Genomic DNA, 21,116 nt, shown 5'->3' with positions numbered 1-21,116 from the left:
CGGGTCACTCAGAACTTGTTGCGCGGCGTGATGCCCAGGCTCATGCCCGACAGGCCGCGCTGACGGCCGCCGAGCTTGCCGGCGATCGCGCGGAGGGCCGCGCCCGCCGGGGAGTCCGGGTCGGACAGGACGACCGGCCTGCCCTCGTCGCCGCCCTCACGGAGCCGTACGTCGATCGGGATCGAGCCGAGGACCGGAACGGTCGCGCCGGTGGTCTGCGTCAGACCGTCGGCGACCCGCTGGCCGCCGCCCGTGCCGAACACGTCGACCATCTCGTCGCAGTGCGGACACGGCAGGCCCGCCATGTTCTCCACGACACCGACGATCTTCTGGTGGGTCTGGACGGCGATCGAGCCGGCCCGCTCGGCGACCTCGGCCGCCGCCTGCTGCGGGGTGGTGACGACCAGGATCTCCGCGTTCGGGACGAGCTGCGCGACCGAGATCGCGATGTCGCCGGTGCCCGGGGGCAGGTCGAGCAGGAGGACGTCCAGGTCGCCCCAGTACACGTCCGCGAGGAACTGCTGGAGCGCGCGGTGCAGCATCGGGCCGCGCCACACGACGGGCGCGTTGCCCGGGGTGAACATGCCGATCGAGATGACCTTCACGCCGTGCGCCGACGGCGGCATGATCATGTTCTCGACCTGGGTCGGACGTCCGTCCGCGCCCAGCATCCGCGGCACGCTGTGGCCGTAGATGTCGGCGTCGACGACACCGACCTTCAGACCGTCGGCGGCCATCGCCGCGGCCAGGTTCACGGTGACGGAGGACTTGCCGACGCCACCCTTGCCGGACGCCACCGCGTACACCCGGGTCAGCGAGCCGGGCTTCGCGAACGGCACCTCGCGCTCGGCGCTCGTGCCGCGCAGCGCCGCCGCCAGCTCCTTGCGCTGCTCGTCGCTCATCACGTCCAGCGAGACGTCGACGCCGGTGACGCCCTCGACCCGGGAGACGGCCTCGGTCACGCGCTGCGTGATGGTGTCGCGCATGGGGCACCCGGAGACCGTCAGGTAGACCGTCACGGCGACCTTGCCGTCCGGTTCGATCTCCACCGACTTGACCATGCCGAGCTCAGTGATCGGTTTGTTGATCTCGGGGTCGTTCACCGTCGCCAGTGCTTCGAGCACCGCGTCTTCCATAGCCATACCGACGATGGTACGGCGCCGACCACCGGCGCATGAAAGGCCTGTCAACGGTCGGCTACGTCACTTCCCCGGGTGTCGCCCGACGGGAATAGATCCCGGCGCTCCTCCAGCTCCTTGATCAGGTCCTGGAGTTCCGAGCGGATCCAGTCACGGGTGGCGACCTCGCCGAGGCCCATCCGCAGCGCCGCGATCTCCCGCGTCAGGTACTCGGTGTCCGCGATCGACCGCTCGTTCTGCTTCCGGTCCTGTTCGAGGTTGACCCGGTCGCGGTCGTCCTGCCGGTTCTGGGCGAGCAGGATCAGCGGCGCCGCGTACGAGGCCTGGAGGGACAGCGCGAGCGTCAGGAAGATGAACGGGTACTCGTCGAACTTGAGCGACGCGGGCGCGAAGATGTTCCACACCACCCAGACGATGATCGTCAGGGTCATCCAGACGAGGAACCGGCCCGTCCCCAGGAACCGGGCGATCCGCTCCGAGAGCCGCCCGAAGGCCTCCGGGTCGTACTCGGGAAGCAGCCTGGCCCGCCGCTCGCGCGGGAGGTCGAGCCGGATGCGGGGACCCGGCCGCTCCCTCTCCCGCTCCCGGTCCTGCGTGCGCTCAGCCGCCATGCCCGGCCCCCTCCTCGTGGAACTCGGTCTCGCGCCAGTCGTCCGGCAGCAGGTGGTCGAGCACGTCGTCGACGGTGACCGCGCCGAGCAGCGAACCGCTCTCGTCCACCACGGGCGCCGCGACCATGTTGTACGCGGCGAGATAGCTGGTCACGGCGGGCAGCGGGGTGTCCGGGCCGAGCGGCGGCAGATCGCTGTCCACGAGCGAGCTGACGAGGGTGAACGGCGGATCGCGCAGCAGCCGCTGGAAGTGCACCGTGCCGAGGTACTTGCCCGTCGGCGTCTCGTCCGGCGGCCGGCACACGTACACCTGCGCGGCGAGCGCCGGGGAGAGGTCCTGCTGCCGGACCCGGGCGAGCGCGTCCGCGACCGTGGCGTCCGGCCGCAGCACGATCGGCTCCGTCGTCATCAGACCGCCGGCGGTGCGCTCCTCGTACGCCAGGAGCCGGCGCACGTCGGCCGCGTCGTCCGGCTGCATCAGGGTCAGCAGCCGCTCCTGGTCCTCCTCGGGCAGCTCGGACAGCAGGTCGGCCGCGTCGTCCGGGTCCATCGCCTCCAGGACGTCGGCCGCCCGCTCCTCCTTCAGCTTGCCGAGGATCTCGATCTGGTCGTCCTCCGGCAGCTCCTCCAGGACGTCGGCGAGCCGGTCGTCGTCGAGCGCCGCGGCCACCTCGGCGCGCCGCTTGGGGGAGAGGTGGTGCAGCGCGTTGGCGAGGTCGGCGGGGCGCAGCTTCTCGAAGGTGGCGAGCAGGCTCTCGGCGCCCTGCCCGTGCTCCTCCAGGGAGAAGCCGGTGACCGCCGACCACTCGACGGTCAGCGTCTCGCCCTTGCGGCTCAGCACCCCGCCCTTCCCCTTGCGGACGAAGACCTTGTCGATCTCCCAGTCGCGGCGGGCGGGCAGCTGCTGGATGGCGACGTCGAGGACGGTGACCTCCTCGCCCTCCTGCCCGCCGGGCCCGACGAGGCGGACGCGCCGGTCGAGGAGCTCGCCGAGGACGAGCCGCTCGGTGGGACGCCGTTCGAAGCGGCGCATGTTGACCACGCCGGTGGTGATGACCTGGCCGGACGCGACGCCCGTGATGCGGGTCATGGGGACGAAGACGCGGCGGCGGCTGAGGACCTCCACGACCATGCCGAGCAGCCGCGGCGGCCTGCGGCCGACCCGCAACATGGCCACCAGGTCGCTGACCCGGCCGACCTGGTCGCCGACGGGGTCGAAGACCGGGACCCCCGCGAGGTGGGAGACGAAGATCCGGGGGGCGCCTGCCGCCATGCCACGCGCCTCCTCGGTGCCGGACGATTCGAGTCCATGCGGTGCTTTGCCGGGTTCAGGCTAGCCCGTGCCGTTCCGACCCGCCCCGGCAGCGCCTCCGTACGGCTGCCGCCGGGTCCGCCGACCGTGCCGGGTACGCTGCGGTCTTGCCGTCCCCACCGGCACGCCGGCCCTCCCGCCCGGCAGAACAGAGGGCCGCCGCCCCGGCATCCGGTACGGGCGTGGCCCGGCAGCCCCCCACGATCCCGAGAGGCAGCGCAGGTGACCGTTCGCACCCCGTCATCGCGTACCCCGTCAGCAGCGGTACGAGTCGTCCCGGCCGGGCGCCTCCGCAGAGCCGCCGTGCCGTTCGCGCTCTGCGCCGGCCTCACGGTGGGACTCGCGGCCTGCGCCGCGGACCCGGACGAGGGGACCAACGGGGTCGGGCGGCTCTCCGCCCCCGAGATCGAGGGCAAGGCGCGCTCCGTCGCGGACACGGCGAAGGCGGTACGGCTCGCCGGGACGCTGGTCAGCAAGGGCGACACCTTCAAGCTGAACATGCAGCTCAAGCAGGACGGCGCCACCGGCTCCGTGACGACGAAGAACAGCACCTTCGAGCTGCTGCGGGTCGGCGAGGCGCTCTACCTGAAGGCCGACGCGGACTTCTGGACCCACGACAGCCAGGGCGGCGACAGTCCGACGGACGCGGACGCCGAGGCCGCCGACAAGCTCGACGACATGTACGTGAAGGTGCCGCAGGGCGACCCCGCGTACAAGCAGCTGCGCGGCTTCACCGACATGGATCTGCTCCTGAAGGGGCTGATCGGGTTGCACGGCGAGCAGGTCAAGGGCGACCGGGACCAGATCGGCGGGGTCCGCACGATCAAGGTCAAGGGCGGCCCCGCGGGCGAGGGCGGCACCCTCGACGTGGCCCTGGACGGCTCTCCGTACCCGCTGCGGTTCGCGCGGGGCGGGGGAGCGGGTGTCGTGGTGCTCTCCGAGTGGAACACGGACTTCCCGCTCGCCGCGCCGTCCAAGGAGGAGACCCTCGACTACGGCAAGCAGCTGCCGCGGACCTGATCCCGGGGGTGAGGTCCCGACCGTGGTCCGATCCCGGGGGTGAGGTCCGCCCCGGGTCCGGTCCCGGGGTCAGCGCCGCCTGCGGCGCTTGAACAGCAGCTTCGGGAGACCGGACGGGACGCGGTCGAGGGTCGTGGCCCCCGAGGGCAGCGGTACGGCGGCCAGGGAGCCGTCAGGCAGCTCCGTGGTCGAGGAACGGGGATCGAGTCGCAGGACCCGGCACTCGCGCGCCCAGCGGCCCGTCATCGCCTCGCCGTCGGGCGCGTTGAGCCGCTTGCCCTTGAGCTCGGCGACCGCCGCGTCCCACTCCTCGGTGCCGTGGACCAGCTCGCGCACGGCGGCCGTCCAGACGACCAGCCGGCCGCCCTTGTCCTTGCTGCGGACCGTCACCTCGGCCGTCCCGCCGTCGGCGAGTCCCGGCAGCGGCTGCTCGCCGGGGCCGTCGCCCACGACGAACGCGGCCCCGTCGTGCCAGACGTGCCAGAGCGCGCGGGCCGGCCCGGTGCCGCGGACCCACACCAGGCCGGACTTCTTGGTGGCCTCCTCGACGAGGGCGGGCCCGAGCAGCTCTTCAGTCATGGCCCGAAGCCTAGGGGATGCCGGTCAGAGCCAGCCGTTGCGCTTGAGCGTGCGGTGGATGGTGAAGCAGACCGCGATGATGCCGGTCAGCACCATCGGGTAGCCGTACTTCCAGTGCAGCTCGGGCATGTGGTCGAAGTTCATGCCGTAGACGCCGCAGACCGCCGTGGGGACGGCGACGATCGCCGCCCACGAGGTGATCTTGCGCATGTCCTCGTTCTGCGCGACGGTCGCCTGCGCCAGGTTGGCCTGGAGGATCGAGTTGAGGAGTTCGTCGAACCCGACGACCTGCTCCTGGACGCGGGCGAGGTGGTCGGCGACGTCCCGGAAGTACTTCTGGATGTCGGGGTCGACGAGCCGCATCGGCCGCTCGCTCAGCAGCTGCATCGGGCGGAGCAGCGGCGTGACGGCCCGCTTGAACTCCAGCACCTCACGCTTCAGCTGGTAGATCCGGCCGGTGTCCGTACCGCGCGAGGAGCCCTTCGTCGCCGGCGAGAAGACGTCGATCTCCAGCTGGTCGATGTCGAGTTCGACGGCGTCGGCCACCGCGATGTAGCCGTCGACGACATGGTCGGAGAGGGCGTGCAGCACGGCCGAGGGGCCTTTGGCGAGCAGTTCCGGCTCGCCCTGGAGGCGGTGCCGGAGGTTGCGCAGGGAGCCCTGGCCGCCGTGCCGGACCGTGATGACGAAGTCCGGGCCGGTGAAGCACATGACCTCACCGGTCTCGACGACCTCGCTGGTCGCGGTGAGTTCGGTGTGCTCGACGTAGTGGATGGTCTTGAAGACGGTGAAGAGGGTGTCGTCGTACCGCTCCAGCTTGGGCCGCTGGTGGGCGTGGACGGCGTCCTCCACGGCGAGCGGGTGCAGCCCGAACTCGGCGGCGATACCGGCGAATTCGGCCTCGGTCGGCTCGTGCAGGCCGATCCAGGCGAAGCCGCCGCTCTCCCGCACCTGGCTCATGGCGCCGCGCGGCGTGAGGCACTCGCGGTCGTCGACGCGGCTTCCGTCGCGGTAGACGGCGCAGTCGACCACGGCGCTGGAGGCCGTGTGGTCGCGGGTCGGGTCGTACGAGGTGTAGGTGGTGGGTGTCTTGCGCAGGGGGTGCCGCAGGCTCGGGCGGACGGCGGCGCGCAGGTCACGGATCATCGACATGGGCATGCTCCTTCACGGAGAGGCCGTCGGCGAGCGTGGCACAGCCCGGAATGGGGACGTGGAGCTACGTCGTCCACAAAGCGGGCGGCACCGAGGGATCGCGGTGACGGCGTTCGCTACAGACAGGCAAAGGCGAGATGCTCTTCCGTCGTGCGAGATGCCGGGGAGCGGGCCCGTACGGTCACGGGCCGGGGATCACCGGAGGTACGTACGCACCGGGCTCGGGTGCGGGTCGGAAGAGCGGCTGGTACTGCCCGATCGACTTCGGTCCATCGCAGCCCCACCTCCTCCGGCCGGTCCCTCGTGAGGGATGACGTGTGACGAGTAGTCGGGAGTCCCGACCAGCGGCCAAGACTATCAGCCGACTGAGGGTCAATCCCTTACTTTGCCCGTTCCATACGCGCTTTATGCTCAACCCATGGGAGAAGTTCTTGCTCTGGTCGAGGCCCGGCTGCGGACGGCGCTCGGAGAACCGGACGCGCGGGCCGCGGTGACGTTCCTCGGCACGGACCGGATCGAGGTACTCCGTTTCATCGACGGCGATCTCGTGCGGTACGCCACCCTCGGCATGTCCGCCCAGCCGATGGCCGACCCGACCGCCGCGCTCGCCGACCCCGTCAAGGGGCCCCGCGCGGAGCTCGTCCTGACCGTGCGGGCCGGACTCGCCGACACCGACAAGGTGCTGCGCCCGCTCGCCGTCCTCGCCGCGACCCCGCAGGTCGAGGGCGTGATCGTGGCCGCGGGCGCCTCGCTCGACGTCGGCGACCCGCTCTGGCCGGGCGCCGCCTTCAGCTCCGTCCTGGTCGCGGAGTCGGGCGGGCTCGTGGCGGACCTGGAACTCGACGAGCCGATGGACCCGGTGCGCTTCCTGCCGCTGCTCCCGATGACCTCGAACGAGGCCGCGTGGAAGCGGGTGCACGGGGCGCAGGCCCTGGAGGAGCGCTGGCTCGCGCGGGGCACGGACCTGCGCGACCCGCTGCGCCGCTCCGCGAACCTGGACTGACGCACCCCGACGGCCGGGGCGCGCCGCGGACCCCGGAGGGCTCCACCGGGCGGGGACGGCGGGCGTCCGGCCCACCGGCGCCCCGCCTGCGGGCTCCGGTTCGGGTCACCGGGTGGTGGCGACCCGGCCGGCGACGAGGTTGGCGATCAGTACGTAGACGACGGCGGGGATGCCGTAGTCGAGCAGGACCTGGAAGGTGTGCTGGGAGACGCTGAACAGTCCGATCGACCAGCCGGCGAGCCAGTCCGCGGCGCTGTGGAACCAGCCGACCACGGTGTTGCCCCTGTTGGCGTCCAGCAGGTCCAGGGCGATCCAGACGATCAGGATGCCGGCGAGGACGTGGGCCACGGTTCTTATGACGGAGTCGATGCCTCTCATGGGTTCCGTCTAGCCCGAGCCCGCCGAAGCAAACCGGCCACGGCGGTCCAGGACCCCGCCGCCCGCCGGATTCCGGTCGCGGCGCCCACCGCGGGTGAACGCCACGGGCCGGACGGGTGATCGTCGGTGATCGTCCTTGACGCGGGGCCCCGGTGGTAGGACCGTTGAGCCCTATGAGGGGCGAACCCAGTTGTCCGAAGTGCGGTGGCCGGGTCAGGGCGCCCGGGCTCTTCGCCGACTCCTGGCAGTGCGACGTGCACGGCTCGGTGCACCCGCTCCAACCCGTGATCCCACCCAGTGTCGAGGCACTCGGCGTCGTGGTGCACCGGTCCCAGGTGCCGGTGTGGATGCCGTGGCCCCTGCCCGTCGGCTGGCTGTTCACCGGCGTCGCCTACGCCGGTGACGACCGCAGCGGCGGACGCGCGACCGCCGTCGCCTGCTCGGGTCCCGGACCGCTCGGCGGGATCGGCGAGCTGCTCCTGATCGCGGAGGAACTCGGAGTCGGCCTCGGCGCCCGGTACGCCGGCATCGACGGCCCCGATCCCGGCGCCGGCATGGCCATCGACAAGCCCCCGCAGACCAAGGTCCTCGCCGCCGGACGGCCCACCGCGCTCTGGCACGTCAACGGAGCCCCGCACGACCGCGCGGTCTTCGCCGGTGAGGCGCGCGGCCTCTGGCTGTGGGCGATCGTCTGGCCCGAGCAGTCCGGCCTGCTGATGTACGACGAACTCGTCCTGACGGACCTGCGGGACGCGGGGGCCGAGGTCGAACTGCTGCCCTGCGGCGCGCTGACACCGAGGCTGCTGAACTAGCCGGACCACCCCCGGCCGCTCCCGTCGACCGGAGCGCTCGCGGCCCCGGCGGCGCCGTCGCTTCCGTACGGGCGTGTTCGATTCGCCCGTTATGCTGGAGCGTCCCTCGTCCGTGCCGAGTTCCTGGAGTACCGCGTCGTGCGCATCGACCTGCACACCCACTCCACGGCCTCCGACGGTACGGACTCCCCGGCCGAACTCGTCCGCAACGCGGCAGCCGCCGGACTCGACGTCGTCGCGCTCACGGACCACGACACCACCCGCGGCCACGCCGAGGCGATCGCCGCGCTCCCCGAGGGACTGACCCTCGTCACCGGCGCGGAGCTGTCCTGCCGGGTCGACGGCATCGGCCTGCACCTGCTGGCGTACCTCTTCGACCCCGAGGAGCCCGCGCTCCTCGCCGAGCGCGAGCTCGTCCGGGACGACCGGGTGCCGCGCGCGCGGGCCATGGTCGGCAAGCTCCAGGAGCTGGGCGTCCCCGTCACCTGGGAGCAGGTCGCCCGGATCGCCGGCGACGGCTCCGTGGGCCGGCCGCACGTCGCCGAGGCGCTCGTCGAACTCGGCGTCGTACCGGACGTGTCGGGCGCGTTCACGCCCGAGTGGCTCGCCGACGGCGGACGCGCGTACGTCGGGAAGCACGAGCTGGACCCGGTCGACGCGATCCGCCTCGTCAAGGCGGCCGGCGGCGTCACCGTCTTCGCGCACCCGCTCGCCGTCAAGCGCGGCCAGGTGCTGTCCGAGGCCTCGATAGCCCGGCTCGCCGAGGCCGGGCTCGACGGCGTCGAGGTCGACCACATGGACCACGACGAGGCGACGCGCGCGCGGCTGCGCGGGCTCGCGAAGGAGCTCGGTCTGCTGACCACGGGCTCCAGCGACTACCACGGCAGCCGCAAGACCTGCCGCCTCGGCGAGTACACGACCGACCCCGAGATCTACGGCGAGATCACCCGCCGTGCCGCGGGGGCCTTCCCGGTCCCCGGCGCGGGGGGACCCACCGCCTAGGCCCTGTCCGGGCCCGGCTCGGGGGTGACGGTCCGCTTCGGGACCCGGCTCCTCCCGGCCGTCCCGGGGAGCGGGTCGGGTCCGGTCCGCCTGGGCCCGCTTCGGTCGGGTCGTCTCAGGCAGCCGGTCAGGTCAGGTCCGCCTCGGGCCGGTCGTCGGTCCGTCCCGGACCGCGTCCGGGACGCGGTTCCGCCGGCCCGGCCCGTCGGGCGCGCCCCGTCGGGACCCGTTCCGTCGGGCGGGTTCCGTCCGGTCGGCTCCGGCCCCCGTCCGACCCGCCCGCCCGTACCGCGTCCCGTCCGTCGCCGCTCCCGCGGTGACGTCCGCGCGTGCTCCGGGCTCCTGCCGGACGCGCCCGGGCCTCCTCAGGGCTTCTTCCGCCTCCTGGTCCGCCCCCGTACGGCTCCGTGCCGTGCGCGGGGCGGCGCTCCTCCTGCCCCGCCCGCGGAATCCCGCATTCCGTCGTGCCGGGCCACACCCCACCGTTCGACCTCTCCCGCAAGGCACTCCACCGTGTTCGACGTCGCCGTCTTCGGCTCGCTGTTCCTGACCCTCTTCGTGATCATGGATCCCCCCGGGATCACCCCGATCTTCCTCGCCCTCACCTCCGGCCGCGCGGCCAAGGTGCAGCGCCGGATGGCCTGGCAGGCCGTCGCCGTGGCCTTCGGTGTCATCACCGTCTTCGGCATCATGGGGCAGCAGATCCTCGCGTATCTGCACGTCTCCGTCCCCGCGCTGATGATCGCGGGCGGTCTCCTGCTGCTGCTCATCGCGCTCGACCTGCTCACCGGCAAGACCGACGAGCCCCAGCAGACCAAGGACGTGAACGTCGCCCTCGTCCCGCTCGGCATGCCGCTGCTCGCCGGGCCCGGCGCGATCGTCTCGGTCATCCTCGCCGTGCAGAACGCCGACGGCGCCGCCGCGCAGGTCTCCGTCTGGGCCGCCATCGTCGCCATGCACGTCGTGCTCTGGCTGACCATGCGGTACTCGCTGCTGATCATCCGGGTCATCAAGGACGGCGGTGTGGTCCTGGTGACCCGTCTCGCCGGCATGATGCTCTCCGCGATCGCGGTCCAGCAGATCATCAACGGCGTCACGCAGGTGATCCAGAACTCCTGACCCGCCGCGGGAGACCCCCGGACACCACTGCGCCCCCGTACGGATTCCGCTCTTGCGAAGTCCGTGCGGGGGCGCGGTGCGTGGTGTGGACCTGGCCTGTTACGAGGCCGAGGTCTCGGCGGGGCGGATCCAGATGCGCTGGCCGATCGAGGCGGCCTGCTGCACGATCCGGTTGACGGAGGCGGCGTCCACGACGGTCCGGTCGACGGGCGTGCCGTCGATGTCGTCGAGTCGCAGGATTTCGAAGCGCACAGGCTTCTCCCTTCGTCTGAGTTGATCCTCCTGGTGGAGAACTGCGTTACGTATGGGTTCAACGACATGCATCCTGCAAACATTCCTTACGCTAAGGAAAATTTTCGGATGACTAACTACTAGCTGGTAGGAGGGTGTGGCGGCCGGGCCTCCCACGGCGGACAATGAGCCCCGTATGAACGACGCAGACACCCCACAGGTGACCGAGACCGACGCCCGCCTTCGCGCACTGGACACGCGCCTGGAGCGCACCAATGAGCTCCTCCAGCGGATGCTGGCCGAGGTCGCCAAGACTCCCTCCACCCACGCCATCTTCGTCGACGCAGGTTACGTCCATGCTGCGGCCGGGTTGCTGGTGGCGGGCACCGAGGACCGGCGCTCCTTCGACCTCGACGCGGAGGGCCTCATCGAGGCCTTCATCGACAAGGCCCGCACGATCTTCGCCGACAGCCGGCTCCTCCGCGTCTACTGGTACGACGGGGCCAGACGCCGCATCCACACCCCCGAGCAGCAGGCCATCGCCGAGCTGCCCGACGTCAAGGTGCGCCTCGGCAACCTCAACGCCAACAACCAGCAGAAGGGCGTCGACTCCCTGATCCGCACGGACCTGGAGTCCCTCGCCCGCCACCGCGCCATCAGCGACGCCGCCCTCGTCGGCGGCGACGAGGACCTCGTCTCGGCCGTCGAGGCCGCCCAGGGCTACGGGGCCCGTGTCCACCTCTGGGGCATCGAGGCCGCCGAAGGACGCAACCAGGCCGAGGCGCTCCTCTGGGAGGTCGACAGCCAGCGCACCTTCGAGCTCGACTTCTGCCGCCCGTACGTCACCCGCCGCCCCGTCACCACGTACGAGAACGAGGGCGAGCCGCCGCCCTCCCGCGAGGAGGTGCGGTTCGTCGGCGCGCAGATCGCGGCGACCTGGCTCGGCGAGCGCGGCCGGGACCGGCTTGCCGAGCTGCTGCCGGGCGCGCCCTATCTGCCGGGGCCCGTCGACCAGGACCTCCTCGTCGAGGCGGAGCGCCTGCTCAGCCGCTCGCTGCGCGGCCACGCCTCGCTCCGGCGTGCCCTGCGGGACGGCTTCTGGCAGCACCTCAAGGCGCAGTTCTGACGGCCTTCGGCCCCAGGTCCCGCGGCGCTGTCCCGGCGGTTCCCGCTCCGGCCCCTATCGCGCCGTGCCGGCTCCGGCGGGTGCGGCCGTCTGCTCCCAGAAGCCGGTGAGCCGGTCCGTCAGCTCGCGCGGGTGCGACACGTTGGGGGAGTGGCCCGCGCCCGCCACCACCGTGTGGTGGGCGCCGGTGCGGGCCGCCGCCGCGGCGAGGTCCGCGACGGGCCAGACCATCTCCTCCGCCCCGTACGCGATGTGCAGCGGCGTCCGCAGCGCGGCCAACTCCGCCGTACCGTCCCGACGGCTGAGCAACAGCCGTCCCGCACCCGCCAGTTGGGCGATCCTGGTGCGCATCCAGCGCCGCCGCAGGAAGCCCGCGAGCTCCGGGGCGTCGTCCGTGTCCGGCTCCTCGCCGCGGCTGTCCAGCCAGCACATCGCCTGCCACACCCGCTCCTTCGGCAGCAGCGCGAGCGCGCCGCGCAGCACCCTGATCCGGATCCGCTGCGGCCGGGCGACCCGGCCGGGGCCCGAGGAGAGCAGGGTGAGGGACCGGAAGGCGGTCGGGGCGAGCGCCACCGCCGCACGGGCCACCAGGCCGCCGAACGAGTGACCGAGCAGATGGACGGGGCCGTCGCCGAGGGCGGCGGCCTGCGCCACGGCGTCGAGCGCCAGCGCCCTGCGCCGGTAGCCGGCCCGGCCCCGGGAGCCGGGGGACTGGTACTGCCCGCGCCCGTCGACCGCCACGGCCCGGTACCCGGCCTCGCTCAGCGGCCCGAGCAGGGCCAGGAAGTCCTCCTTGCTGCCGGTGTACCCGGGCAGCAGCAGCACCGTTCCGCGCCGCGCGCCCAGCGGTTCCGTGTCGAGGACGGCGAAGTCGCCCCGCGCCGTCGTGAGGTGGCGGGCGCGGGTGCCGGGCGGCAGGACGAGGGACCGGGGCTTGCTCATGTCTGGACTGTAACCGCGCGGGGTGCGGGCCCGCGCCGTGGGAGGACGACCGCGGCCCGGCCCCTGGGGAGGGGCCGGGCCGCGGTCGTGAGGGTCGGACGGGATCAGCTCTCCGGCTGAGCCGCCGCCTTCTTGGTGGTGCGACGGCGCGGTGCCTTCGGGGCCTCGGCCTCGGCGACCTCGGCGACCGGCTCCGCGACGGCCTTCTTCGTCGTACGGCGACGCGTCGGCGTCTTCGGCTCCGAGGCGTCGGGCGCCTCGGCGGCGACGGCCTTCTTGGTCGTCCGGCGACGCGGGGCCTTCTTCGGCTCCTCGGCCGGGGCCTCGGCGGCGGGCGCCTCGACGGTCTCGGCGACCGGCTCGGCGACGGCCTTCTTGGCCGTACGGCGACGGGGAGCCTTCTTCGGCTCCTCGGCCGGGGCCTCGGCGACGGGGGCCGGAGCGGCCTCCACGACCGGGGCGGCCTCGACGACCGGGGCCGCCGCGACGATCACGGTCTCGGCCGGGGCGGACGACGCCGGCGAACCGGCGGCCTTGCGGACCACACGGCGACGCGCGGGCTTCTTCGGCTCCTCCTCGACGACCGGCGCGGGCGCCGGCTCGACGACGGCCTCGACGACCGGGGTGGAGGTCACCGGCGAACCGGCGGCCTTGCGCACCACACGGCGACGACGCGGCGCGGGAACCTCGGCCGTGACCGTGACCGCGGGTGCGGCCTCGACGACGGGCGCGACGGGCTCGGCGACCACCGGGGCGGCGACGACGGGCTCGGCCACCACCGGGGCGGTGACGACGGGCTCGGCGACCGGCTCCGCGACGGCCTTCTTGGCCGTACGGCGACGGGGAGCCTTCTTCGGCTCCTCGACCGGGGCCTCGGCGACGGGAGCGGCCGGAGCGGCCTCCACGACCGGGGCGGCCGACGCGGCGCGCAGGGCGGCCGCGGCCGTCTCGACCGTCTGGAACGAACCGGTGTCCTCGACCGGCCGGGCCACCCGGGCACGGCGGCGGCGCGGCGCCGGAGCGAGCTCCTGTGCCACGGGGGCCGGGGTCGCGGGCTTCACGGCCTCCGGGCGGGCGGCGGTGCGGCTGCGACGGCGGGGCGCCTTCGGCTCGGCCGCCGGGGCCTCGGCGACGGGCGCCGGAGCCTCCTCGACCAGGACCGGGGCGGCGACCGGAGCGGCCTGGGCGACGGGGGCCGCCTGGGCCACCGGCGCGGCGGCCTGGGTCGCCGGCGCGAAGCCGGGGGCGCCGACGCGGGTGCGGCGACGACGGCGCGGGGTGCGCGGGCCGGACTCGGCCTTCGCCTCGTCCGCCACCGTCTCGACGGCCGGGGCCGCCGACGCCGGGGCGCCGTCGAGGTCGCCGCCGCCACGGGTGCGCCGGCGCTGACGAGGGGTCCGCGTCCGCTCCGGGCGCTCCTCGGTCCGCTCCGGCCTGTCGGCCTTCGGACCGCGCGCACGGCGTCCGCCGGGCTCGCCCAGGTCCTCCAGCTCCTCCGCGCCCAGACCCGCCCGGGTCCGCTCGGCGCGGGGCAGGACGCCCTTGGTGCCCGCCGGGATGTCCAGCTCCTCGAAGAGGTGCGGGGACGAGGAGTACGTCTCGACCGGCTCGTGGAAGTCCAGCTCCAGGGCCTTGTTGATGAGCTGCCAGCGCGGGATGTCGTCCCAGTCGACCAGCGTCACGGCCGTGCCCTTGTTGCCCGCGCGGCCGGTGCGGCCCACGCGGTGGAGGAAGGTCTTCTCGTCCTCCGGGGACTGGTAGTTGATGACGTGCGTGACGCCCTCGACGTCGATGCCGCGGGCGGCGACGTCGGTGCAGACGAGCACGTCCACCTTGCCGTTGCGGAAGGCGCGCAGCGCCTGCTCGCGGGCGCCCTGGCCGAGGTCGCCGTGGACCGCGCCGGAGGCGAAGCCGCGACGCTCCAGCTGCTCGGCGATGTCGGCCGCCGTGCGCTTGGTGCGGCAGAAGATCATCGCGAGCCCGCGGCCGTTGGCCTGCAGGATGCGGGAGACCATCTCCGGCTTGTCCATGTTGTGCGCGCGGTAGACGTGCTGCTTGATGTTGGCGACGGTCACGCCCTCGCCGTCGGGCGAGGTGGCGCGGATGTGCGTCGGCTGCGACATGTAGCGGCGGGCCAGGCCGATGACCGCGCCCGGCATGGTCGCCGAGAACAGCATGGTCTGACGCTTCGGCGGCAGCATGTTGATGATCTTCTCGACGTCGGGCAGGAAGCCCAGGTCGAGCATCTCGTCGGCCTCGTCCAGGACGAGGACCTTGACGTGCGAGAGGTCGAGCTTGCGCTGCCCGGCCAGGTCGAGCAGGCGGCCGGGGGTGCCGACGATGACGTCGACGCCCTTCTTCAGCGCCTCGACCTGGGGCTCGTACGCGCGGCCGCCGTAGATGGCGAGCACGCGGACGTTGCGCACCTTGCCGGCGGTCAGGAGGTCGTTGGTGACCTGCTGGCACAGCTCGCGGGTCGGGACGACGACGAGCGCCTGCGGGGCGTCGGTCAGCTGCTCGGGCTCGGCCCGGCCCGCCTCGACGTCCAGCGGGACGGTGACGCGCTCCAGGATGGGCAGACCGAAACCGAGGGTCTTGCCGGTGCCGGTCTTGGCCTGGCCGATGACGTCGGTGCCGGTGAGGGCGACCGGAAGGGTCATCTCCTGGATGGGGAAGGGGGTGACGATGCCGACCGCCTCAAGGGCTTCGGCCGTCTCGGGAAGGATTCCGAGGTCTCGGAAAGTCGTAGTCAGGGTGCTGCCTCTTCTGTGAGACGCGGTGCGAGGCGAACGAAGGGGGTCGTACCGTGCCGGGAACTGCCGGCGCGATCGGGAAGATCGCTGCCGGGTGGCGCGGGACCACTGCCGTCGCTCGAGCGTCGTACCGCTGAGGGTGACCCTTCCGCGGGTCCGCCGGAAGGGCTGTCGGGCCGGAGCCGATCGGGCCACCGACCGGGCATCCTCATTCATGAGTCGGCCCACCGGATACGTCCGAACGTGCGAAAGCATGTCCGCATACTCAGCAGGCGCCTTACCACTGTACCCCGGAATCGTGCATGTGTGTTGGGGGAAATGGTGATGAGGGCACCGTCACACTGACTGACCAGCGCCTTACCCGGGTGCGCGAGCGGGCTATTGTGCGCTCCATGGAGACGCCTGACAACGCCACACCCACCGGGATCGCCGCCAAGGACTGGGCGACGGCTTCCGAGGAGCCGCAGTACCGCGCCGCCGTGATCGACCTCCTCGGCGCCCTCGCCTACGGAGAGCTCGCGGCCTTCGAGCGGCTCGCCGAGGACGCCAAGCTGGCGCCGACCCTCGCGGACAAGGCGGAGCTGGCGAAGATGGCCTCCGCCGAGTTCCACCACTTCGAGCGGCTGCGGAACCGCCTCACCGCCGTGGACGCCGAGCCGACCGCGGCCATGGAGCCCTTCGCCAAGGCGCTCGACGACTTCCACCGCCAGACCGCGCCCTCGGACTGGCTGGAGGGCCTGGTCAAGGCGTACGTCGGCGACTCGATCGCCAGTGACTTCTACCGCGAGGTCGCGGCCCGCCTCGACTCGGACACGCGGGACCTCGTCCTCGCCGTGCTCGACGACACCGGCCACGGCAACTTCGCCGTGGAGAAGGTCCGCGCGGCGATCGACGCCGACCCGCGGGTCGGCGGCCGGCTCGCGCTCTGGGCCCGCCGTCTGATGGGCGAGGCGCTCTCGCAGGCCCAGCGCGTGGTCGCCGAGCGCGACGCGCTCTCGACCATGCTGGTCGGCGGCGTCGCCGACGGCTTCGACCTCGCGGAGGTCGGCCGGATGTTCTCCCGGATCACCGAGGCGCACACCAAGCGCATGGCGGCGCTCGGTCTGGCCGCCTGAGGGCTACCGGAGCGGGTGGGGGGCGGGCGGTGTCGTCACGCCGCGGCTGATCGGCGCAGCCGGCGACGCGAGGCCGGCCGGATCAGCAGCGAGAGCAGCACCGCCGCCACCGCCACCGCACCGATCAGGGTGGCGAGGAAGTGGCCGGGGCCGAGGGCCCCGTGGGTGACGAGTGCGCCGAAGACCCCACCGAGCGTGCCGGTGGCGAGGACGAGCACCCGGACGGGGAGGCGGTCGGACAGCCGGTGCGCGGCGGCCCAGGCCAGGGCGAAGCCGAGCAGGGCGGAACCGAGGGCTTCCAGGAACACGGAGAATCACCTCGCGAGGGGTGCGGGGCGGGTTGTGCGGTCGAGAACCCTCCTACCCAAGGCCTCCGGAACGCAATCCTCCCGTACGCCCCGCGGGGCCGTCGGCTCCGCCCCGGCGGGCCCGTTCCGCACAGACGAGAGGCCCGGTGGACCGAAGACGGTCCACCGGGCCTCTCGCGCAGATCCTGGGCTCAGAGCGCGCCGAAACCCACGCGGCGCACGGCGGGCTCGCCGAGCTCCACGTACGCGATCTTCTCGGCCGGGATCAGGATCTTGCGGCCCTTCTCGTCCGAGAGGCTGAGCAGCTGCGCCTTGCCGGCCAGGGCGTCGGCGACGGCGCGCTCCACCTCCTCGGCGGACTGCCCGCTCTCCAGAACGATCTCCCGGGGTGCGTGCTGCACGCCGATCTTGACCTCCACGGCTATGTCCCTCCGAACGGTCAGCGTTGCGCGAATACCCGCGCCGTACGCTGCACACATTAGCCCGGTGAGGGGACGCGTACGGCTCAGCCGCCGCACGCCAGGAGCGAACAGCCCGCGGGAATGTTCCGCGGGGACGCTCAGTGGCCCTCGGCGCTCAGCTGGCCCTCCACCGCGTGCAGCGGGAAGCCGGCGATGCCGCGCCAGGCGAGCGAGGTCAGCAGACCGACCGCCTTGTCGCGGGGGATGGCGGAGCCGCTCGACAGCCAGTAGCGGGCGACGACCTGGGAGACGCCGCCGAGGCCGACGGCGAGCAGCATGGACTCGTCCTTGGACAGGCCCGTGTCCTCGGCGATCACGTCGGAGATCGCCTCGGCGCACTGCAGGCTGACGCGGTCCACGCGCTCGCGCACGGCCGGCTCGTTGGTGAGGTCGGACTCGAAGACCAGCCGGAAGGCGCCGCCCTCGTCCTCTACGTAGGCGAAGTACGCGTCCATGGTGGCCGCGACCCGCAGTTTGTTGTCCGTGGTGGAGGCCAGGGCCGTGCGCACCGCCAGGAGGAGGGACTCGCAGTGCTGGTCGAGCAGCGCCAGGTAGAGCTCCAGCTTCCCGGGGAAGTGCTGGTAGAGCACCGGCTTGCTGACGCCCGCGCGCTCGGCGATGTCGTCCATCGCGGCGGAGTGGTACCCCTGGGCGACGAAGACCTCCTGGGCCGCGCCGAGGAGCTGGTTCCGTCGGGCACGTCGCGGCAGGCGCGTGCCCCGAGGGCGTGCTGCCTCTGTCTGCTCGATGGCGCTCACGCGGCCTCCCAAAAATCGATCCATGCGCGCTGTCGCACGCGCCGCCATCGTACTTTTGGGTAACCCGGCTGTGCGCGGTGCGAACGCAGAATTTCACGGACCGGACGCCCGGGTCGACAGTCGATTCAAGATTAAACCGAACAAATCAGCGGTAGTCGTCTTCGTCCAGGGCGACCACACGGGCCTGTTCCGACGAATCCGCCTCGTTCGCCGAGTCGCGTTCGACGTGGGTCAGCGGATCGTCCTCGCGCTGCCGCAGTTCGGTGTGCTGCTCCGCGGCGTCGGCCTCCGGGATTTCCTCGTCCAGCACGACGTCCTCTTCCTCGGCGAATGTGTCCGGTTCGGTCGGATCGACGGTCATGAGGTTCCTTCCGGAGCATGCGGGGTCGCGGTCCTCTCCGATGGCCCTCTCTTCGAGCCTAGGAGCACACGCGGCTCGCCGCACACGCACCTGTGACCGCACCCACACGTCCGGGCGCGTGATCGTCTCGTAATATTGCGGCCATGTCGTCGACCGAGCTGCCGGAAACCCGGACCGCCGCCGCACCACCCGCGTCGCGCACGACCCGCGCCGTGCGGGTCGCCGACGGCGAGGAGCTCCGCTCCGTCTCGCTGCCCGGACTCACCCTCACCGTGCGTGCCCGGCCGGGGGAGACCCCCGGACTGCCGCCCGCGCTGTACGTCCACGGCCTCGGCGGTTCCTCGCAGAACTGGTCCGCCCTGATGCCGCTCCTCGCCGACCTGGTCGACGGCGAGGCCGTCGACCTGCCCGGCTTCGGCGACTCGCCGCCGCCCGACGACGGCAACTACTCGGTCAGCGGGCACGCCCGCGCCGTCATCCGGCTCCTGGACTCCACGGGGCGCGGTCCGGTCCACCTCTTCGGCAACTCGCTGGGCGGCGCCGTCGCCACCCGCGTCGCCGCGGCCCGGCCCGACCTGGTCCGCACCCTCACCCTCGTCTCGCCCGCCCTGCCCGAGCTGCGCGCCCAGCGCACGGCCTGGCCCACGGTGCTGCTCGCGGTGCCCGGCGTCGCCGCCGCCTTCGCGCGGCTCAGCAGGGACTGGACGCCCGAGCAGCGGGTCCGGGGCGTCCTCTCGCTCTGTTACGGGGACCCCGGACGGGTCACCGACGAGGGTCTCCGGTACGCGGTCGAGGAGATGGAGCGGCGCCTGGAGCTCCCCTACTTCTGGGACGCGATGGCCCGTTCCTCGCGCGGCATCGTCGACGCGTACACCCTCGGCGGCCAGCACGGACTGTGGCGGCAGGCCGAACGGGTTCTCGCGCCGACGCTGCTCGTCTACGGTGGGCGCGACCAACTCGTCTCGTACCGGATGGCCCGGCGGGCGGCCGCCACCTTCCGCGGTTCGCGCCTGCTGACCCTCCCCGAGGCGGGGCACGTGGCGATGATGGAGTACCCCGAGACGGTCGCCCAGGCCGCTCGGGACCTGATCGCCGATCACGGCGGGAGCTGATCCGGGGCGTGGGACGTCACAGTCGCAAGGGCTCCGCGCCCTCGGTGGCCGACACCGGTCAACAGCGGCAACAACAACAGACGGCGTCGGCCGGACAGCCGACCGGGGCGGGACCGGGGGCGCCGGGTACGGCCGCCGGGCGCGCGCCCGGCACCGGACGCCGCCGCAGGACCGCCGGCACCGGCCAGGACGAGGCCGGCGCTCCGGCGTACGGCACCCCGGCACGCGGGACCCCCGTGTACGGCACCCCCGCGCACGGCACTCCGGGGTACGGCACTCCGGCCCACGGGACCCCCGCGCGCGGCGTCCCCTCCTACGGCGCCTCCGGGAACGGCGGCGGGGCCCACGACACTCCGGCGCACGGCACCCCCGGCACGCCCGCCCACGGCATCCCCGTCTACGGCGGCACCGCCGTCCGGGGCGGCCACCCGCAGCACGAGGAGGGCACGGCGCCCCGCCCCGGGGGCCACGGTCCCCGGCGTGCGGACCGGCGCGCCGCCCCCACCGCCGACGAGGCCGAACAGGCCTCTCCCCAGGGCCCGTTCATCCCCGGTCCGCGTCACGAGGACGGGGCCGGGGACGAGGAACCGGCCGGCCGGGGCGGGCTCGGCCGCACCCTCACCGGTGTCGCGGCCGCCGCCGTCGCCACCGTCCTCGCCGTGGTCGTCACCGGGCAGGTCGCCGACCGGGAGGGGGCGCCGGCCACCACCAGCGCCGCCGAGCAGCCGGCCGACCGGTCCGTGGACGACTCCTCCGCCTCCCGTTCCGACGAGCGGGTCACCCCGGCGAGCCCGGCGCCCGTCACCACCCCGCCGCCGCCCACGTACGCGCAGCTGATCGCCCGGCAGTACCCGATCGACCCGAAGCTGAAGGGCCCGGGCGCCTTCAAGGCCGTTCCGGGCTTCCAGAAGGCGCCCGGCAAGGGCCGCCTGGTCCGCTACCGGATCGACGTCGAGGAGGGACTCGGTCTCGACCAGGACCTCTTCAGCTCGACCGTGTTCAAGACCCTCAACGACCCGCGCAGCTGGGCCGGCCGGGGTGCGATGACCTTCGAGCGCGTCTCCAGCGGTGAGGCCGAGTTCGTCATCACGCTCGCCAGCCCCGGCACCACGGGCGTCTGGTGCGACAAGTCCGGCCTCGACACCACGGTCGAGAACGTCTCCTGCGACTCGGCCTCCACGGACCGCGTGATGATCAACGCGTACCGCTGGGCGCAGGGCTCGGCGACCTACGGACCCAAGGCGATGCTCGCGTACCGCCAGATGCTCATCAACCACGAGGTCGGCCACCGGCTCGGACACGACCATGTGAACTGCGGCACTCCCGGTGCGCTCGCCCCCGTGATGCAGCAGCAGACGAAGTCCCTGAACATCGGCGGAATCAAGTGCCGTCCCAACCCCTGGGTGTACCCGGGCAGTTGATGTTCCCTCGCGACGCGATTCGGTCACATCGTGAGACGGGTGTCTCACCGAATCCCCGAATCGCGTTGACATCGTTCGCGTGTTCGTCCATATTTCTCGGCATGTCGAACCGTCACGTCGTCTCCGATCGCGCCGCCTTTGAGCTGGCGCTCATCGGCGTGGCCGGACATTCCGTCGCCGACGTTCTCTGTAGCTGACCAGCCCCGGGCCCAGCGGCCCGGGCGGTACCCCCGGCCCGAGTGCGCCCGTCGGCCCCGCTTTCCCTCTTTCGCCGACGATCTTCCGCGCCCGGGTGTTCCCTCCCGCAGGCGCGGCTTTTCTCTGTGAATCCCCGATCTCGGCCATTCCTCATCGACGGCGCCGATCGCCGCTGCCTGCGCGGAATTCCCCTTTCCGTGCCC

General features: G+C 72.8%; 23 protein-coding genes. 10 read left to right on the top strand and 13 right to left on the bottom strand.

Annotated features, from left to right (window positions below; all coding sequences use genetic code 11):
• Nucleotides 1-8: 8 nt before the first annotated feature.
• The 3 genes from ABT129_RS28000 to ABT129_RS27990 are packed head-to-tail and all read right to left on the bottom strand — an operon-like array spanning nucleotide 9 to nucleotide 3,023.
• Entirely contained in the window at nucleotides 9-1,142 is a 1,134-nt protein-coding gene (locus tag ABT129_RS28000; protein WP_351907158.1) for an Mrp/NBP35 family ATP-binding protein, read from the bottom strand.
• Between the two features lie 44 nt (nucleotides 1,143-1,186).
• Nucleotides 1,187-1,750: a DUF1003 domain-containing protein gene (locus tag ABT129_RS27995; RefSeq protein WP_351907156.1), complete on the bottom strand. Its 564-nt coding sequence runs from the start codon at nucleotides 1,748-1,750 to the stop codon at nucleotides 1,187-1,189.
• A complete protein-coding gene (locus ABT129_RS27990; RefSeq protein ID WP_351907154.1) occupies nucleotides 1,740-3,023 on the bottom strand; it encodes a magnesium transporter MgtE N-terminal domain-containing protein in 1,284 nt (427 codons plus the stop codon). The genes ABT129_RS27995 and ABT129_RS27990 overlap by 11 nt, the downstream gene beginning before the upstream one ends.
• A 342-nt stretch (nucleotides 3,024-3,365) precedes the next feature.
• On the opposite strand from ABT129_RS27990, the gene ABT129_RS27985 reads away from it, so the two are divergent.
• Complete coding sequence (locus ABT129_RS27985; RefSeq protein ID WP_351907152.1) at nucleotides 3,366-4,082, top strand: hypothetical protein; 717 nt, start codon at nucleotides 3,366-3,368, stop codon at nucleotides 4,080-4,082.
• Nucleotides 4,083-4,151: 69 nt separating this feature from the next.
• On the opposite strand, the gene ABT129_RS27980 is transcribed toward ABT129_RS27985, so the two are convergent.
• Together ABT129_RS27980 and ABT129_RS27975 are read right to left on the bottom strand one after the other, a co-directional pair.
• Nucleotides 4,152-4,661: a hypothetical protein gene (locus tag ABT129_RS27980; protein ID WP_351907150.1), complete on the bottom strand. Its 510-nt coding sequence runs from the start codon at nucleotides 4,659-4,661 to the stop codon at nucleotides 4,152-4,154.
• Nucleotides 4,662-4,685: 24 nt separating this feature from the next.
• Nucleotides 4,686-5,813: a magnesium and cobalt transport protein CorA gene (locus ABT129_RS27975; protein WP_351907148.1), complete on the bottom strand. Its 1,128-nt coding sequence runs from the start codon at nucleotides 5,811-5,813 to the stop codon at nucleotides 4,686-4,688.
• A gap of 418 nt (nucleotides 5,814-6,231) precedes the next feature.
• Between ABT129_RS27975 and ABT129_RS27970 the strand changes: the two genes are divergently transcribed.
• On the top strand, nucleotides 6,232-6,816 hold the full coding sequence (locus ABT129_RS27970) for a suppressor of fused domain protein (protein ID WP_351907146.1): 585 nt from the start codon (nucleotides 6,232-6,234) through the stop codon (nucleotides 6,814-6,816).
• 105 nt (nucleotides 6,817-6,921) lie between these two features.
• On the opposite strand, the gene ABT129_RS27965 is transcribed toward ABT129_RS27970, so the two are convergent.
• Nucleotides 6,922-7,194, bottom strand: coding sequence for a hypothetical protein (locus ABT129_RS27965; protein ID WP_351907144.1), 273 nt, complete (start codon nucleotides 7,192-7,194; stop codon nucleotides 6,922-6,924).
• A 173-nt stretch (nucleotides 7,195-7,367) separates the two neighbouring features.
• Here ABT129_RS27965 and ABT129_RS27960 point away from each other — a divergent pair, with 173 nt between their 5' ends.
• From ABT129_RS27960 to ABT129_RS27950, 3 genes are all read left to right on the top strand, one after another.
• Complete coding sequence (locus tag ABT129_RS27960; RefSeq protein ID WP_351907142.1) at nucleotides 7,368-8,006, top strand: DUF6758 family protein; 639 nt, start codon at nucleotides 7,368-7,370, stop codon at nucleotides 8,004-8,006.
• 138 nt (nucleotides 8,007-8,144) lie between these two features.
• On the top strand, nucleotides 8,145-9,008 hold the full coding sequence (locus ABT129_RS27955) for a PHP domain-containing protein (protein ID WP_351907140.1): 864 nt from the start codon (nucleotides 8,145-8,147) through the stop codon (nucleotides 9,006-9,008).
• Between the two features lie 513 nt (nucleotides 9,009-9,521).
• Nucleotides 9,522-10,127: a MarC family protein gene (locus tag ABT129_RS27950; protein WP_351907138.1), complete on the top strand. Its 606-nt coding sequence runs from the start codon at nucleotides 9,522-9,524 to the stop codon at nucleotides 10,125-10,127.
• Between the two features lie 99 nt (nucleotides 10,128-10,226).
• Here ABT129_RS27950 and ABT129_RS27945 read toward each other — a convergent pair whose 3' ends face one another.
• On the bottom strand, nucleotides 10,227-10,379 hold the full coding sequence (locus ABT129_RS27945) for a DUF8834 family protein (protein WP_086024648.1): 153 nt from the start codon (nucleotides 10,377-10,379) through the stop codon (nucleotides 10,227-10,229).
• A gap of 175 nt (nucleotides 10,380-10,554) precedes the next feature.
• Between ABT129_RS27945 and ABT129_RS27940 the strand changes: the two genes are divergently transcribed.
• Nucleotides 10,555-11,484 carry an NYN domain-containing protein gene (locus ABT129_RS27940; RefSeq protein WP_351907136.1) on the top strand — a complete coding sequence of 310 codons (930 nt, stop codon included), beginning with the start codon at nucleotides 10,555-10,557 and terminating at the stop codon, nucleotides 11,482-11,484.
• A gap of 54 nt (nucleotides 11,485-11,538) precedes the next feature.
• On the opposite strand, the gene ABT129_RS27935 is transcribed toward ABT129_RS27940, so the two are convergent.
• Together ABT129_RS27935 and ABT129_RS27930 are read right to left on the bottom strand one after the other, a co-directional pair.
• Nucleotides 11,539-12,426, bottom strand: coding sequence for an alpha/beta fold hydrolase (locus ABT129_RS27935; protein WP_351907134.1), 888 nt, complete (start codon nucleotides 12,424-12,426; stop codon nucleotides 11,539-11,541).
• 104 nt (nucleotides 12,427-12,530) lie between these two features.
• The gene (locus tag ABT129_RS27930) at nucleotides 12,531-15,086 is read right to left on the bottom strand and encodes a DEAD/DEAH box helicase (protein WP_351907132.1); all 2,556 of its coding nucleotides are present in this window, start codon (nucleotides 15,084-15,086) and stop codon (nucleotides 12,531-12,533) included.
• 485 nt (nucleotides 15,087-15,571) lie between these two features.
• On the opposite strand from ABT129_RS27930, the gene ABT129_RS27925 reads away from it, so the two are divergent.
• The gene (locus tag ABT129_RS27925) at nucleotides 15,572-16,294 is read left to right on the top strand and encodes a ferritin-like fold-containing protein (protein WP_351907130.1); all 723 of its coding nucleotides are present in this window, start codon (nucleotides 15,572-15,574) and stop codon (nucleotides 16,292-16,294) included.
• Between the two features lie 35 nt (nucleotides 16,295-16,329).
• On the opposite strand, the gene ABT129_RS27920 is transcribed toward ABT129_RS27925, so the two are convergent.
• The 4 genes from ABT129_RS27920 to ABT129_RS27905 form a co-directional block, all read right to left on the bottom strand.
• Complete coding sequence (locus tag ABT129_RS27920) at nucleotides 16,330-16,602, bottom strand: hypothetical protein (protein ID WP_351907128.1); 273 nt, start codon at nucleotides 16,600-16,602, stop codon at nucleotides 16,330-16,332.
• 191 nt (nucleotides 16,603-16,793) lie between these two features.
• Nucleotides 16,794-17,021 carry a DUF3107 domain-containing protein gene (locus ABT129_RS27915; protein WP_030207540.1) on the bottom strand — a complete coding sequence of 76 codons (228 nt, stop codon included), beginning with the start codon at nucleotides 17,019-17,021 and terminating at the stop codon, nucleotides 16,794-16,796.
• A 140-nt stretch (nucleotides 17,022-17,161) separates the two neighbouring features.
• Nucleotides 17,162-17,821, bottom strand: coding sequence for a TetR/AcrR family transcriptional regulator (locus tag ABT129_RS27910; RefSeq protein WP_189835731.1), 660 nt, complete (start codon nucleotides 17,819-17,821; stop codon nucleotides 17,162-17,164).
• A gap of 145 nt (nucleotides 17,822-17,966) precedes the next feature.
• Nucleotides 17,967-18,182: an Rv3202a family protein gene (locus ABT129_RS27905; RefSeq protein ID WP_351907126.1), complete on the bottom strand. Its 216-nt coding sequence runs from the start codon at nucleotides 18,180-18,182 to the stop codon at nucleotides 17,967-17,969.
• Between the two features lie 143 nt (nucleotides 18,183-18,325).
• Between ABT129_RS27905 and ABT129_RS27900 the strand changes: the two genes are divergently transcribed.
• From ABT129_RS27900 to ABT129_RS27890, 3 genes are read left to right on the top strand one after another with little or no spacing between them, the layout of a single operon-like run.
• Nucleotides 18,326-19,294: an alpha/beta fold hydrolase gene (locus ABT129_RS27900; protein WP_351907124.1), complete on the top strand. Its 969-nt coding sequence runs from the start codon at nucleotides 18,326-18,328 to the stop codon at nucleotides 19,292-19,294.
• 8 nt (nucleotides 19,295-19,302) lie between these two features.
• The gene (locus ABT129_RS27895; RefSeq protein ID WP_351907122.1) at nucleotides 19,303-20,715 is read left to right on the top strand and encodes a DUF3152 domain-containing protein; all 1,413 of its coding nucleotides are present in this window, start codon (nucleotides 19,303-19,305) and stop codon (nucleotides 20,713-20,715) included.
• Nucleotides 20,715-20,912 carry an Ms4533A family Cys-rich leader peptide gene (locus ABT129_RS27890; RefSeq protein WP_351907120.1) on the top strand — a complete coding sequence of 66 codons (198 nt, stop codon included), beginning with the start codon at nucleotides 20,715-20,717 and terminating at the stop codon, nucleotides 20,910-20,912. Before ABT129_RS27895 ends, ABT129_RS27890 begins: the two co-directional genes overlap by 1 nt.
• The last annotated feature ends 204 nt before the right edge of the window (nucleotides 20,913-21,116 follow it).

The organism is Streptomyces sp. NPDC002057 (genome assembly GCF_040296665.1).
GTDB lineage: Bacteria > Actinomycetota > Actinomycetes > Streptomycetales > Streptomycetaceae > Streptomyces.
Note: the sequence above shows the minus strand (reverse complement) of the source record. Positions and strands in the feature narration are given on the sequence as shown.

Excerpts from the sequence above, each read along its gene's own strand:
- ABT129_RS27930 (WP_351907132.1), bottom strand. The coding sequence starts at position 15,086 with ATGACCCTTCCGGTCGCCCTCACCGGCACCGACGTCATCGGCCAGGCC.
- ABT129_RS27975 (WP_351907148.1), bottom strand. The coding sequence starts at position 5,813 with ATGTCGATGATCCGTGACCTGCGCGCCGCCGTCCGCCCGAGCCTGCGG.
- ABT129_RS27990 (WP_351907154.1), bottom strand. The coding sequence starts at position 3,023 with ATGGCGGCAGGCGCCCCCCGGATCTTCGTCTCCCACCTCGCGGGGGTC.
- ABT129_RS27900 (WP_351907124.1), top strand. The coding sequence starts at position 18,326 with ATGTCGTCGACCGAGCTGCCGGAAACCCGGACCGCCGCCGCACCACCC.
- ABT129_RS27925 (WP_351907130.1), top strand. The coding sequence starts at position 15,572 with ATGGAGACGCCTGACAACGCCACACCCACCGGGATCGCCGCCAAGGAC.
- ABT129_RS27905 (WP_351907126.1), bottom strand. The coding sequence starts at position 18,182 with ATGACCGTCGATCCGACCGAACCGGACACATTCGCCGAGGAAGAGGAC.
- ABT129_RS27935 (WP_351907134.1), bottom strand. The coding sequence starts at position 12,426 with ATGAGCAAGCCCCGGTCCCTCGTCCTGCCGCCCGGCACCCGCGCCCGC.
- ABT129_RS28000 (WP_351907158.1), bottom strand. The coding sequence starts at position 1,142 with ATGGCTATGGAAGACGCGGTGCTCGAAGCACTGGCGACGGTGAACGAC.
- ABT129_RS27940 (WP_351907136.1), top strand. The coding sequence starts at position 10,555 with ATGAACGACGCAGACACCCCACAGGTGACCGAGACCGACGCCCGCCTT.
- ABT129_RS27970 (WP_351907146.1), top strand. The coding sequence starts at position 6,232 with ATGGGAGAAGTTCTTGCTCTGGTCGAGGCCCGGCTGCGGACGGCGCTC.
- ABT129_RS27980 (WP_351907150.1), bottom strand. The coding sequence starts at position 4,661 with ATGACTGAAGAGCTGCTCGGGCCCGCCCTCGTCGAGGAGGCCACCAAG.
- ABT129_RS27960 (WP_351907142.1), top strand. The coding sequence starts at position 7,368 with ATGAGGGGCGAACCCAGTTGTCCGAAGTGCGGTGGCCGGGTCAGGGCG.
- ABT129_RS27890 (WP_351907120.1), top strand. The coding sequence starts at position 20,715 with ATGTTCCCTCGCGACGCGATTCGGTCACATCGTGAGACGGGTGTCTCA.
- ABT129_RS27995 (WP_351907156.1), bottom strand. The coding sequence starts at position 1,750 with ATGGCGGCTGAGCGCACGCAGGACCGGGAGCGGGAGAGGGAGCGGCCG.
- ABT129_RS27965 (WP_351907144.1), bottom strand. The coding sequence starts at position 7,194 with ATGAGAGGCATCGACTCCGTCATAAGAACCGTGGCCCACGTCCTCGCC.